Raw genomic sequence first — 12,837 nt, 5'->3', positions numbered from 1 at the left:
TTTTGATACAATTAAGAAAATGATCCCTGAAACATTTGAGGGCTTTCATATTCATCATTACAAAGAAGTTTCAAGCACTAACGAAAAAGCGTTGGATTTAATTGAGAGAGGGATATCTAATGAAACTATTATTATTGCCGATAAACAAACAGAAGGTAGAGGGCGTACTGGAAAAAGTTGGGTTTCTCCAGAAGGTAATTTCTATGCAAGTTTGATAGTAAACCTCTTTAACGATTATCTAAGTGAAAATCAGTTTTCGGTGTCATTCCAGCGCGTGACGCTGGAATCTAGGAATCAAGAAGCATGGATCCCAGTGTCAAGCACTGGGATGACATCGGATGGTACTGGGATAACAGTAGGCTTAACGAGTCAAGTTAAAGACATCAGTAAATTAACAGAATTGACTTTTGTGACTGCTCTTGCTGTAGGAAATACTTTACTGTCATTTATGAATGATAGTAACATTCAATATAAATGGCCAAATGATGTCCTAGTTGATAGTAAAAAAATCAGTGGAATATTGCTTGAAAGAAAGTCCAATTCGAATTGGCTCATTATAGGAATTGGACTTAATGTCAATCATGCACCACTTCCAGGAACAACGTGCATTAGCAATTACGGTGAATCTGTGTCTAACATGGATCTGTTAAAGGAATTAATAATAAATTTTAATAAGCTAAGAAAGCAATGGCTATTTGATGGGTTTTATGCTATAAGAAAAATGTGGTTAAAAAAAGCATTCAAAATGAATGAGCAAATCAGTGTAAAGTTAGCTGACAAATTGTATGAAGGAATTTTTGCTGATATAGATAAAAGTGGTAAATTGGTGTTGCAGCAAAAGGATGGAAGCTTAATTTATTTTGATGCAGGTGAGTTATTTATTGATAATGCATTATGAATACATATGTAATTTTTGCTTACCTTATTAGTTTTACGTTGATTACCGGAGAACTGATTTTTACCATTTTTTGCTATACTAAAAGTAAAAAAATTCTAGAAAGCCTGAAAGATAATAATGAAGAAGAAACATAAGCGATTACTTATAACTTCAGGAATTTTCTGCTTTTTAAGCTGCATAGTCTTTTTTATTTTAACGACGCTCAAAGAAAATATCTCATTTTTCTATACAGTAAGTGAGGCAATAGTTTTACCAAATAATCAAAAGCCAATCCGTGTTGGTGGAATGGTCGTTGAAAATAGCGTGATACGCAACGAAAGTGAAGTGATTTTTCAAATGACAGATTTTAATAAGAGCGTTATGGTGAAATATCAGGGAATACTTCCACCAATGTTTTCAGAAAAAAGTGGTGTTGTTGTGCAAGGTAAAATGTTTGATAATAGTACTTTTCTTGCAGATACAGTGTTTGCAAAACATGATGAGAACTATATGCCGAAAGTTTTAAAATAGATTCCCTAATTCAGCTGTATTGAAACGATATGTAGAGAGAGTAACAGCCTGCTAGCAAGCTGTTACCTTTTTTATTAAAGCAATCCGTTCTCTTCGCCAGTAACATGGAATAATGGAGGAGCTGCTGGTGGAGGAGCAATATCGTCTAAAGCTTGTTTTAAATCACTGAGATCTTTTATTAGCTCGTCAAGCTTACTCCTTTCTTCTGTTAGCATGTCATTTAATTGACTGATAGAGTTGCTATTGTTATGCAATACATCATCCAATTCAGGAACGAATTTCGTGTTCAGCTCTGCGATTAATTTATCTAAAGCTTTGTGGACATAACCAAGCTGCGCTGGATTTCGCGCAACTGTTTCATCATAACCTTTAGGTTTGGTGTTAACTTCTATTTTGCTTATTACTTTAAGTTCGTTTTTGCTTTCTTGTTTACTATTATTCATGCTAACTCCTATAAAAAATTAGAATTTTGAAACTAACTAGTTACCTTGAAATGGTATGTGAAAGAAAGCAACAGCCTGATATCAGGCTATTACCTTTTTTATTAAAGCAATCCGTTCTCTTCACCAGTAATATGGAGTAATGGAGGAGCTTCTCCAATATCTGGAATCGAATTCCTAAGATCTTCAAGTTCACTGTCTATACTACTTGTCTTGCTGCCTATACTATCTATGGTTGATGATAATTGTTTTATTATACCACTTTGAATTGCACTATCCATATTTTCGTTATACTTATTAATGCTGTTTATCAAGCCATCATAAAAATTTTTAAGGTGCTTTATGGTCAATGTAATTTGTGGCATCTCATCAATCTCTTCTTGTGTCATATCTTTAGTTATATCAAATTCTTTCTTTGTTTTACCACTGACAATCTTCTTTATTACTGGCTTTTCAAAGCTTGGTTTATCAAACTCCGGCTTCGGAAGTTGTAATGTATTATTTGATTCAACTTCTTCACTAGAATATAATTTTATATTTTTATTCATAATAGTTACCTCCTATAAAAAAACTACTTATCTTTATAAATCACTACTATACAAATAACAGTGAGTCATTATTAATGTCTACTGTTGTAAAGTCTGGAGCCTGTCCAATGTCTGGCATATCGTCCTTGATTTGCTTGAGCATCTCAATCATTTCCTCGTTCTGTTTACTCTGCTCGTCAAGTTTCCCTTTTAATGCATCAATAATAGCTTTAGACTGATCTTGATTGCTGATACCAATTCTCATTGTTGATCAGTCAAATAGGAGAAATTGCAGAGTTGTTTAATTGTGGAGCTGGCAAGAGAAGTAATAAATTTGCACAAAGCACCCTAAAGCAGAGCAATTGTATCGTATATTTTATTGCGCAAAATGTTCTGTTTTATGTATAACCAAAGCCTCTCAACAGGATTGAGTTCAGGTGAATATGGAGGTAGGTATATAATCTCAATATTTTTAGCTACCTTTAAATTTTTTGACTTATGCCAACTAGCACAGTCCATAACAAGAACAGCTTCTCTTGTCCCTAGATATTGCGACATTTGCTCAAGAAATACATTCATGCAATCAGTGTTAACATTTAGTGCAAATAAGCTAAAACTCTCTCCATTTTTAGGATTAACTGCACTGTAGAGATAAAAATTATGCCTACCTAATTTTATTTTAACCCGAGTCCTAGTGCCTTTTTTAAACCATCCATGCCCAACTTTCGAATGTGTGCCAAACCTTGATTCATCAAAGAAAAATAGCTCTTTTTCTGGATACTTGCCAATAACTTCATTGAGATTTTTTTTTGAATTCCTCTTGTTTACTTTTATCTTGTACGTTGTGTACTGGTCTTGGTGTAATATATGAAAATTTCATCTTTTGCATATGGCGGTGTACTGTAGATTTGCTGATATTTAATCCGAACTTTTCCTGGATTCTTATTCTCATTTCTTTAATGGTAATATTAGGATTTTCTTCTATCCACTCTTCAATTTACCGTAGTTGAGCCTGATTTAATTTAGTTTTTCTACGGCGTGATGGAGGAGCAAACAGTTTTTCTTCTCTGCCAAATTTCAAGAGTTTTATCCACGAAGTTAGTGCGCTTCTTGAAATTCAATATATTTTTGCTACAGCCGTTATACTATGCTTTTTTGCCGCAATTACAGCATTTAGTTTTTTTGAAACATATGCATTGTTCCTTACTTTCTTCAGCATTTCTTTTGCTGATTCTACTACTTTTTCATCCAATAATTTTGATCTTAATGCCATTTATACCTCGCTACTTCACTTACTTTAGTATGGCTTTTTTCCCATTATTGTCTATCCGTTCTTTGTATAGTGGGAATTGGTATTAGCTGAAAAAGAAAAACGCATAATGGAATTGAAAAGGAAAGTAGACAATAATAAATATGAAGAATTACAAAATAAAGAAATAGAAAAATTATGTAAAGAAAAACATATATTATATAATAAAAAAGAAGAATTGTATAAAAGACAAGAAGAACTTTATGTAGAATTAGATGAGTTACAATGTAGATTTAAAGAAATTAATCAGAAAAATAAAAACTTATCTCAAGAATTAAAAGAGAAATCTGAAGAGTTACGTGATGCAAATGATTGCATTAATAGTCAATGTTGTGAGTTAGACGGAATAAGAAAAGATTATGACAATAAGGTAAAGGAGTTACAAGATTCACTTTTAGAGCAAGACAGTCAAATAGAACAACTTGAAAAAGATTTGTTGAGAGAGAAGGAAGAAAAAATGTCTTATGTGGAAAGGATAACAGAATATATGTTACGCAAGTTAGAAGAATCAATAAAGAGAAGTAAAGTGATCAAAAATGATGATAAAACAGTAATATTACAGGAGATTCCAGTAATGAAGTCTGTACTGGAAGAAGTTGTACAAGATTTGCGAGGCAAAACATCTGGGAAAGATTCTGGATATGCATCATCGCCAGGTGAAACATCTGTTCCTTTACATGCAGGAGATCATGGATATGAGTCTGAGGAAGATTCTGGATATAACAGTCGCTCATCCACTCCGATCAAATTGCCAAATTCACTATTGACAGAATCTTATGAACGTAGTCAGTTCAATCAGAGTGAAAGTATTTGCAAAACACAACAATGAGTCTTATTATAAAATAAATCATGCAAGGAGGTATATAATGAACCCAATAATATGCGCACTGGATACACAAGACTTAAATAAGGCTATTTCTCTAGCTAATACTCTGCGTGGTAAAGTTGGCATGGTAAAGCTGGGATTAGAATTTTTTGCTGCTCATGGTCTCTCTGGAGTGCAAGAAGTTGCAAAATGCAATGTACCAATTTTTTTAGATCTGAAATTGCATGACATTCCAAACACTGTAACTAAAACAGTTGAAGTAATAAAAGTTCTGAGCATTGAAATGTTAACTCTGCACATTAGCGGTGGAACAAAAATGCTTGAAGAAGCGCTAAGTGTGGTGCAAGGCACAAAAATAAAGCTGATTGGAGTAACAATGCTAACTAGTATGAGCAATGAGGATTTAAACGAGCTTGGAGTAGCAAGAGAGGTAAAATCACAGGTAATTTTGCTTGCAAAGCTTGCAAAAAAGATTGGACTCCATGGAATAGTCTGTTCTGCATTGGAAGCTCAAGAAGTGCGCCGGGAATGCGGTGAAGACTTGAAAATTATTACTCCAGGAATTCGTATAGATCCAGGTCATGACGACCAAAAAAGAACAGCAACACCAAGAGAAGCAATAAATTTAGGAGCTGATTATATCGTCATTGGCAGACCCATTACAAAAACTGCAAGTAGTGCGGAATTAATATTGAAATCCCTTACTAATTGAAGCAGATAAAAAAAAGTGCTTGACACAAAAAAACGAACGTTATATAGTGTTATTATCTTTTATTTTATCTCGCTTAATTTAATTACTGAATTAAGCTTACAGTACTAAGCGTGGTACAAAGTGCCACGCTATTTTCCGGTTTATATTTTTAACAGATAAAAAATGATGCCATTCCAGCGCGTGGCGTTGGAACCCAGTTTTCCATCCAAGACGGTGTCATCCGAGTAGCCCCTTCGGTGTCATTCCAGTCCGGAATCCAGCTTTCCATATCAAAAATGTTTATTTTCCAGCTACTTTTATACTTATTAATTAGTGTGCTTTCTTATAATTAAAATTCCTGGATTCCAGACTGGAATGACATCATCTGTTGTGTGGCACCTTAACAAAAACAAATGTTCGTATAGTTATACCATTTGCTGTCTTCAAATTACAACACAGTTGCCTGCAGAATTCAAAAGAAGTCTAATGCTCATACCAATTCTCATTGTTGGTCAGTCAAATAGGAGAAATTGCAGAGTTGTTTAATTGTGGAGCTGGCAAGAGAAGTAATAAATTTGCACAAAGCACCCTAAAGCAGAGCAATTGTATCGTATATTTTATTGCGCAAAATGTTCTGTTTTATATATAACCAAAGCCTCTCAACAAGATTTAGCTCAGGTGAATATGTAGGTAGGTATATAATGTCGATATTTTTAGGTACCTTTAAATTTTTTGACCTATGCCAACTAGCACAGTCCATAACGAGAAAAGCCTCTCGTGTTTCTAGATATTGCGACATCTGCTCAAGAAATATGTTCATGCAATCAGTGTTGACATTTGGTGCAAATAAGCTAGAACTCTCTCCATTTCTAGGATTAACCGCACTATAGAGATAGAAATTTTGCCTAACTAATTTTATTTTAACCCGAGTCCTAGTGCCTTTTTTAAACCATCCATGCCCAACTTTCGAATGTGTGCCAAACCTTGATTCATCAAAGAAAAATAGCTCTTTTTCTGGATACTTACCAATAACTTCATTGAGATTTTTTTTTGAATTCCTCTTGTTTACTTTTATCTTGTACGTTGTGTACTGGTCTTGGTGTAATATATGAAAATTTCATCTTTTGCATATGGCGGTGTACTGTAGATTTGCTGATATTTAATCCGAACTTTTCCTGGATTCTTATTCTCATTTCTTTAATGGTAATATTAGGATTTTCTTCTATACATGCTTCAATTTGCTGTAGTTGAGCCTGATTTAATTTAGTTTTTCTACGGCGTGATGGAGGAGCAAACAGTTTTTCTTCTCTGCCAAATTTCAAGAGTTTTATCCACGAAGTTAGTGCGCTTCTTGAAATTCAATATATTTTTGCTACAGCCGTTATACTATGCTTTTTTGCCGCAATTACAGCATTTAGTTTTTTTGAAACATATGCATTGTTCCTTACTTTCTTCAGCATTTCTTTTGCTGATTCTACTACTTTTTCATCCAATAATTTTGATCTTAATGCCATTTATACCTCGCTACTTCACTTACTTTAGTATGGCTTTTTTCCCATTATTGTCTATCCGTTCTTTGTATAGTGGGAATTGGTATGAGCCGATAATCTGGCCAATTGGACCAAAAATGCTGCCTGCTTGACCAAAAATTGATGATAAAATTATTGTGGACATAATGATCCTCCTTTATTAGTGTCATCCAAGTAGCGTGACACTGGGATCTATTTTGCATGTAACTCCAATTGTGTTTTGGCATAAAACGCGACGCGTATTAGACTTATTTGCAAGCAAAGCTTGCTAGATCCAAGTGTCTGGGCACTGGGATGACAAGAAAGGGGCTACTCGGATGACAGATACTATAATAAAAAATTCAATAGCTTATAATGAATAGTTAAAGTTTTTAATTAAGAAAAGCACATGATGTAGCTATAATTATTGTAAGCAACAATGAAAAAGTGCGGAAGTAGAAATTTGAGTTGATTGTATATTAATTCTTATACCAATTCTCATTGTTGGTCAGTCAAATAGGAGAAATTGCAGAGTTGTTTAATTGTGGAGCTGGCAAGAGAAGTAATAAATTTGCACAAAGCACCCTAAAGCAGAGCAATTGTATCGTATATTTTATTGCGCAAAATGTTCTGTTTTATGTATAACCAAAGCCTCTCAACAGGATTGAGTTCAGGTGAATATGGAGGTAGGTATATAATCTCAATATTTTTAGCTACCTTTAAATTTTTTGACTTATGCCAACTAGCACAGTCCATAACAAGAACAGCTTCTCTTGTCCCTAGATATTGCGACATTTGCTCAAGAAATACATTCATGCAATCAGTGTTAACATTTAGTGCAAATAAGCTAAAACTCTCTCCATTTTTAGGATTAACTGCACTGTAGAGATAAAAATTATGCCTACCTAATTTTATTTTAACCCGAGTCCTAGTGCCTTTTTTAAACCATCCATGCCCAACTTTCGAATGTGTGCCAAACCTTGATTCATCAAAGAAAAATAGCTCTTTTTCTGGATACTTGCTAATAGCTCCATTGAGATTTTTTTTTGAATTCCTCTTGTTTACTTTTATCTTGTACGTTGTGTACTGGTCTTGGTGTAATATATGAAAATTTCATCTTTTGCATATGGCGGTGTACTGTAGATTTGCTGATATTTAATCCGAACTTTTCCTGGATTCTTATTCTCATTTCTTTAATGGTAATATTAGGATTTTCTTCTATACATGCTTCAATTTGCTGTAGTTGAGCCTGATTTAATTTAGTTTTTCTACGGCGTGATGGAGGAGCAAACAGTTTTTCTTCTCTGCCAAATTTCAAGAGTTTTATCCACGAAGTTAGTGCGCTTCTTGAAATTCAATATATTTTTGCTACAGCCGTTATACTATGCTTTTTTGCCACAATTACAGCATTTAGTTTTTTTGAAACATATGCATTGTTCCTTACTTTCTTCAGCATTTCTTTTGCTGATTCTACTACTTTTTCATCCAATAATTTTAATCTTAATGCCATTTATACCTCAACTATTTTACTTGCTTCATTATGGCTTTTCTTCCATCATTGTCCATCTGTTTGCCTTGTAATGGGAATTGGTATTAGTATAATTTAGCATTATCATAAAAACTGGTGGCGCTAATGAAACTTGAAATGTCGGAAGAAAATAGTAAAAGAGTTTTGTCTGGTATAAAATGGATTGCTAATGTTGGTCAAAACTATCTTGCATCACTGAACAATAGCACTAAACCAACTAGTTCTGGAAAAAAATTAATCAACGCTTTTTTACTTGTTCCAATCATCATACCCACTGCTATAACAGCATCATTAATTGGTCTTACCTACCTATTTTTGAATGCCGTTAATGCTCAAAGAGATGATTCTAAATTATCTAAAGTAATAAAGTTTATAGTTAGATCTCTAATCTATATAGCTGCTGCTGTGGTTTTAATTCCGTGCATTATATTAAATCTAGTAATTTCACTGATACCATTTCTTATTTTTCGAGCTATCAATAAAGATATGTTTAGTCAAAAAAATATAGAAAACGATGGAGGTCAAACAGTAAATAAAGTTGAGGCAAATAATGGCGAAGAATATAATAAGCGTGTTGAAGAAGAAGCTAATAAGTTAGGGCAACAGGATGATACGGAGCAGGATCAATTAAATACTGATTTACGTTAATCATTAACAAGAAGTGGTCAGCTACATAATCAACCAAATATAGAGGTAATATCTCGAGTAGTAGAAGGTGTAGATGAGACTGTTATAGCAAAGCGTATAAATAATGATAGTATACGAGATGGTGAAATGATGATGCGAACAGTTGGAAATGATCGTAACTTCACTGTTTGTAGTGTTGTTACTGGAGATGCTACTAACCGACAAGAAAGCTTCGCTACTGCTATGAAGTTATCATGTAACATTGTTGAGAATGGAATAGATATGCAATTTGGCTGCAGTATGCGCACAGGAGATGACAAAGGGCAGGCAATTGAACGTCTTAGACAAAGTGAATCAGTACGCACTTTGCTATCTAGTGATGGTGGCATATTATCTATAGAGCAGCTTGGTAGCTCACAACGAAAGTAGTAATTATTTCACCAGCGGCAAAGTGATACCATGCTGATTCATATATTTTCCTTTCATATCATCATATGATTTTTCACACTCACTTTCGCCGCTTAAAAATACGAATTGGCATGCGCCTTCATTAGCGTAAATTTTTGCAGGAAGTGGGGTGGTGTTTGAGAATTCGAGTGTGACATGACCTTCCCATCCAGGTTCTAAGGGAGTAACGTTTACTATAATTCCACACCTTGCATAAGTTGATTTACCAACACAAATGACCAGTACATTTCTTGGTATACGAAAATATTCCACTGTGCTTGCAAGCACAAAGCTATTTGGTGGAATTATGCATATGTCTGTTTCTTTATCTATAAAACTATTCTCAGAGAAATTTTTAGGGTCCACGATGGCTGAATTAACGTTAGTAAAAATTTTAAATTTATTATCCACTCTTGCATCATACCCATAAGACGATAGTCCGAAAGATATAACACCTTTGCTGCTTTTGTGATCCACAAAAGGCTCTATCATTCCAAAATTTTCAGCTTTTTCTCTTATCCATTTATCTGGCATAACTGCCATAATTGCCCCTTAAAGTTGTGTAATACTTACAATAATATAAAATAAAATTTAAATGTAAACTGTAGCTTTTGTCATGCAATTAAAGCTTTTCAGTTTGATTTTTTATTACAATAATTAGATTTATGTTCTTAACTAAAAATAATGCTTAGAAACTTTTTCCTGATTTTTGTATTCGTATTATTCACGCCGCTGTCAAATGCTGATGCCAGGAAATACATCAGAATTGTTGGATCTTCAACCGTTTTTCCTTTTATCTCATTTGTAGCCGAGGAGTTCAATCGTGTATTCTCTTTTAAGACTCCAGTTGTGGAATCGATAGGAAGTGGATCAGGGTTCAAAATGTTTTGCTCAGGAATAGGGGAAGACACGCCAGACATCACCACTTCATCTCGCCCTATGAAGGAAGTAGAAAGAGAACTATGTAAAAGGAATAAAATTAATGAAGTGATAGAGATCATCATTGGCTATGATGGAATTGTCATTGCAAATTCAAATCAAAGCCATAGATTTGATTTCACAAAGAAGGACTTATTTGAAACTTTATCTGCATATTCTCAAGAAAATGATAAATTAGTAAAAAATAATAAGAAGTTTTGGTCTGATGTAAATCAAGCCTTACCAAAAACAGAAATTGAAATTTATGGTCCACATCAAAATACAGGCACATACGAAACTTTGGTTAATTCTATTATGTTCAATCAATATTCATGCATGAACTCGAGAATTTTCAAAGAGAATTATAAAGATCAGGAAGAAAGAAAGAAAGCATGTGGTAATATAAGGGATGACGGAAGGTATATAGAAGTTGGAATTAATGAAAACATAATAATACAAAAATTGAAAAGTAACAAGAACGCTTTAGGGATATTTAGTTTTAGCTTTTTAATGAGGAATCAAGATAAAATACAAGGGAGCACAATTGCAGGAATTGAGCCAACTTACGAAAATATATCATCGGGAAAATATATATTAGCAAGACCTCTATACCTTTATATAAAGAAAGAACACCTGGATACTGTTGATGGATTAAGAGAATTCATAAAAGAAATTATAGATTCGATCGGCATTGAAGATGGGTACCTATCTAGGCTTGGTCTAATTCCACTTTCAAGTGAAGATATAAAGAAAGCTTCAGCAAAGGTTTATGATATAACGTGACGGCAACACTTCTTTTATATTCTTTGTTCTAGCGTCCCAGCGCGCCGCGCTGGGATGACATTATTAACGTTGTACTTCTGTAAACGTTCTTTCTACACTTGGATCTTCTAAAACCTTAGCAATACCAGCACACATTAATATAACTGCTGCCAAAACTGCTAAAGCCAGTGCAACTGCAGGATACGCTAGCACATAGGCTGCAACAGCACCAGCTACGCATAGTCCAGTAACACCTAGAGCAATCTTCCCTTTGTGTTTACTCCAGATAGAAGCAGTAAGCAAACTTTCTTGCTTTGCTAGCTCAAGCGCTTGCTTATCTTCTTCCTCAAGAATATGGTCATTAAGTTTTATGTCTCTTTGCCGTCTATAATCCTTAACTTCTTGAATAAAGTCTTCAAGCCATCCCTCACCAGCCATACCAGCATGCACTTCTTGTTGCTCTTCAAGAGAATCTATTATATAGTTATCTCCTGTACCTTGACCTTCTTCATTAGTTATGCAACTTTCAAGCCAGAAGTCACGAACATCAGGGGAAGCTTTATCCCAAAGAAGTTTAGTGATCTCTTTTATCTTTTCCACATCTTCTTGGTTCAATTCTTTACTATATTTAACTTTCAGAGGATAAACTAAAAAGGCATCTACTCTTCCATTATTCCAATATACCTCTTGCTCTAAAACCCTTGCTGCATCTGTACCACAATTCTCTAATGCTGCTTTAACTTGATTAACATTAAGACTTTTTATTGCAAGTCTTAATGTAATATTAATACCAATTCTCATTGTTGGTCAGTCAAATAGGAGAAATTGCAGAGTTGTTTAATTGTGGAGCTGGCAAGAGAAGTAATAAATTTGCACAAAGCACCCTAAAGCAGAGCAATTGTATCGTATATTTTATTGCGCAAAATGTTCTGTTTTATGTATAACCAAAGCCTCTCAACAGGATTGAGTTCAGGTGAATATGGAGGTAGGTATATAATCTCAATATTTTTAGCTACCTTTAAATTTTTTGACTTATGCCAACTAGCACAGTCCATAACAAGAACAGCTTCTCTTGTCCCTAGATATTGCGACATTTGCTCAAGAAATACATTCATGCAATCAGTGTTAACATTTAGTGCAAATAAGCTAAAACTCTCTCCATTTTTAGGATTAACTGCACTGTAGAGATAAAAATTATGCCTACCTAATTTTATTTTAACCCGAGTCCTAGTGCCTTTTTTAAACCATCCATGCCCAACTTTCGAATGTGTGCCAAACCTTGATTCATCAAAGAAAAATAGCTCTTTTTCTGGATACTTGCCAATAACTTCATTGAGATTTTTTTTTGAATTCCTCTTGTTTACTTTTATCTTGTACGTTGTGTACTGGTCTTGGTGTAATATATGAAAATTTCATCTTTTGCATATGGCGGTGTACTGTAGATTTGCTGATATTTAATCCGAACTTTTCCTGGATTCTTATTCTCATTTCTTTAATGGTAATATTAGGATTTTCTTCTATACATGCTTCAATTTGCTGTAGTTGAGCCTGATTTAATTTAGTTTTTCTACGGCGTGATGGAGGAGCAAACAGTTTTTCTTCTCTGCCAAATTTCAAGAGTTTTATCCACGAAGTTAGTGCGCTTCTTGAAATTCAATATATTTTTGCTACAGCCGTTATACTATGCTTTTTTGCCGCAATTACAGCATTTAGTTTTTTTGAAACATATACATTGTTCCTTACTTTCTTCAGCATTTCTTTTGCTGATTCTACTACTTTTTCATCCAATAATTTTGATCTTAATGCCATTTATACCTCGCTACTTCACTTACTTTAGTATGGCTTT

The 12,837-nt window shown here is 34.0% G+C and carries 13 protein-coding genes and 4 pseudogenes; 8 read left to right on the top strand and 9 right to left on the bottom strand.

All coding sequences use genetic code 11. The features are described from left to right. The first annotated feature begins 19 nt into the window (after positions 1 to 19). From OPR24_RS03895 to ccmE, 3 genes are read left to right on the top strand one after another with little or no spacing between them, the layout of a single operon-like run. The gene (locus tag OPR24_RS03895; protein WP_265032715.1) at positions 20 to 898 is read left to right on the top strand and encodes a biotin--[acetyl-CoA-carboxylase] ligase; all 879 of its coding nucleotides are present in this window, start codon (positions 20 to 22) and stop codon (positions 896 to 898) included. Then, the gene (locus OPR24_RS06625; protein ID WP_458694312.1) at positions 895 to 1,032 is read left to right on the top strand and encodes a CcmD-like small membrane protein; all 138 of its coding nucleotides are present in this window, start codon (positions 895 to 897) and stop codon (positions 1,030 to 1,032) included. The genes OPR24_RS03895 and OPR24_RS06625 overlap by 4 nt, the downstream gene beginning before the upstream one ends. Further along, a complete protein-coding gene (ccmE, locus tag OPR24_RS03890) occupies positions 1,016 to 1,408 on the top strand; it encodes a cytochrome c maturation protein CcmE (RefSeq protein ID WP_265032713.1) in 393 nt (130 codons plus the stop codon). Before OPR24_RS06625 ends, ccmE begins: the two co-directional genes overlap by 17 nt. A gap of 74 nt (positions 1,409 to 1,482) precedes the next feature. Here the strand turns inward: ccmE and OPR24_RS03885 are convergent, their stop codons facing one another. The 4 genes and pseudogenes from OPR24_RS03885 to OPR24_RS03870 all read right to left on the bottom strand — a co-directional run bounded on the left by OPR24_RS03885 (position 1,483) and on the right by OPR24_RS03870 (position 3,648). After that, complete coding sequence (locus OPR24_RS03885; RefSeq protein ID WP_265032711.1) at positions 1,483 to 1,851, bottom strand: hypothetical protein; 369 nt, start codon at positions 1,849 to 1,851, stop codon at positions 1,483 to 1,485. 101 nt (positions 1,852 to 1,952) lie between these two features. Then, on the bottom strand, positions 1,953 to 2,396 hold the full coding sequence (locus OPR24_RS03880; RefSeq protein ID WP_265032709.1) for a hypothetical protein: 444 nt from the start codon (positions 2,394 to 2,396) through the stop codon (positions 1,953 to 1,955). Positions 2,397 to 2,442: 46 nt separating this feature from the next. Then, entirely contained in the window at positions 2,443 to 2,640 is a 198-nt protein-coding gene (locus OPR24_RS03875; RefSeq protein ID WP_265032707.1) for a hypothetical protein, read from the bottom strand. After that, positions 2,637 to 3,648: pseudogene (locus OPR24_RS03870) on the bottom strand (IS630 family transposase). The gene OPR24_RS03875 and the pseudogene OPR24_RS03870 overlap by 4 nt, the downstream one beginning before the upstream one ends. A gap of 76 nt (positions 3,649 to 3,724) precedes the next feature. Here OPR24_RS03870 and OPR24_RS03865 point away from each other — a divergent pair. Together OPR24_RS03865 and pyrF are read left to right on the top strand one after the other, a co-directional pair. Beyond that, positions 3,725 to 4,513 carry a hypothetical protein gene (locus tag OPR24_RS03865; protein WP_265032705.1) on the top strand — a complete coding sequence of 263 codons (789 nt, stop codon included), beginning with the start codon at positions 3,725 to 3,727 and terminating at the stop codon, positions 4,511 to 4,513. Between the two features lie 37 nt (positions 4,514 to 4,550). After that, positions 4,551 to 5,222, top strand: coding sequence for an orotidine-5'-phosphate decarboxylase (gene pyrF, locus OPR24_RS03860; protein WP_265032702.1), 672 nt, complete (start codon positions 4,551 to 4,553; stop codon positions 5,220 to 5,222). Between the two features lie 481 nt (positions 5,223 to 5,703). Here pyrF and OPR24_RS03855 read toward each other — a convergent pair. Both OPR24_RS03855 and OPR24_RS03850 read right to left on the bottom strand, forming a co-directional pair. Beyond that, positions 5,704 to 6,715, bottom strand: a pseudogene (locus OPR24_RS03855) (IS630 family transposase). A gap of 492 nt (positions 6,716 to 7,207) precedes the next feature. Continuing rightward, positions 7,208 to 8,219, bottom strand: a pseudogene (locus OPR24_RS03850) (IS630 family transposase). Between the two features lie 123 nt (positions 8,220 to 8,342). Here OPR24_RS03850 and OPR24_RS03845 point away from each other — a divergent pair. Together OPR24_RS03845 and OPR24_RS03840 are read left to right on the top strand one after the other, a co-directional pair. Continuing rightward, positions 8,343 to 8,885 (top strand): hypothetical protein, encoded by a 543-nt coding sequence (locus OPR24_RS03845; protein ID WP_265032700.1) that lies wholly within the window; start codon positions 8,343 to 8,345, stop codon positions 8,883 to 8,885. A gap of 126 nt (positions 8,886 to 9,011) precedes the next feature. Further along, a complete protein-coding gene (locus tag OPR24_RS03840; protein ID WP_265032698.1) occupies positions 9,012 to 9,293 on the top strand; it encodes a hypothetical protein in 282 nt (93 codons plus the stop codon). A 3-nt stretch (positions 9,294 to 9,296) separates the two neighbouring features. Here the strand turns inward: OPR24_RS03840 and dcd are convergent, their stop codons facing one another. After that, positions 9,297 to 9,854 (bottom strand): dCTP deaminase, encoded by a 558-nt coding sequence (gene dcd, locus OPR24_RS03835; protein WP_265032696.1) that lies wholly within the window; start codon positions 9,852 to 9,854, stop codon positions 9,297 to 9,299. A gap of 141 nt (positions 9,855 to 9,995) precedes the next feature. Between dcd and OPR24_RS03830 the strand changes: the two genes are divergently transcribed. Then, positions 9,996 to 11,012 carry a substrate-binding domain-containing protein gene (locus tag OPR24_RS03830; protein ID WP_265032694.1) on the top strand — a complete coding sequence of 339 codons (1,017 nt, stop codon included), beginning with the start codon at positions 9,996 to 9,998 and terminating at the stop codon, positions 11,010 to 11,012. Positions 11,013 to 11,075: 63 nt separating this feature from the next. Here OPR24_RS03830 and OPR24_RS03825 read toward each other — a convergent pair whose 3' ends face one another. Both OPR24_RS03825 and OPR24_RS03820 read right to left on the bottom strand, forming a co-directional pair. Beyond that, positions 11,076 to 11,792 (bottom strand): hypothetical protein, encoded by a 717-nt coding sequence (locus tag OPR24_RS03825; RefSeq protein ID WP_265032692.1) that lies wholly within the window; start codon positions 11,790 to 11,792, stop codon positions 11,076 to 11,078. Continuing rightward, positions 11,789 to 12,800, bottom strand: a pseudogene (locus OPR24_RS03820) (IS630 family transposase). The gene OPR24_RS03825 and the pseudogene OPR24_RS03820 overlap by 4 nt, the downstream one beginning before the upstream one ends. Positions 12,801 to 12,837: the final 37 nt, after the last annotated feature.

Source organism: Wolbachia endosymbiont (group A) of Sicus ferrugineus (assembly GCF_947251515.1).
Classification (GTDB): Bacteria; Pseudomonadota; Alphaproteobacteria; order Rickettsiales; family Anaplasmataceae; genus Wolbachia.
The sequence above is the reverse complement of the archived record's forward strand: the minus strand, read 5'-3'. Positions and strand labels throughout refer to the sequence as shown.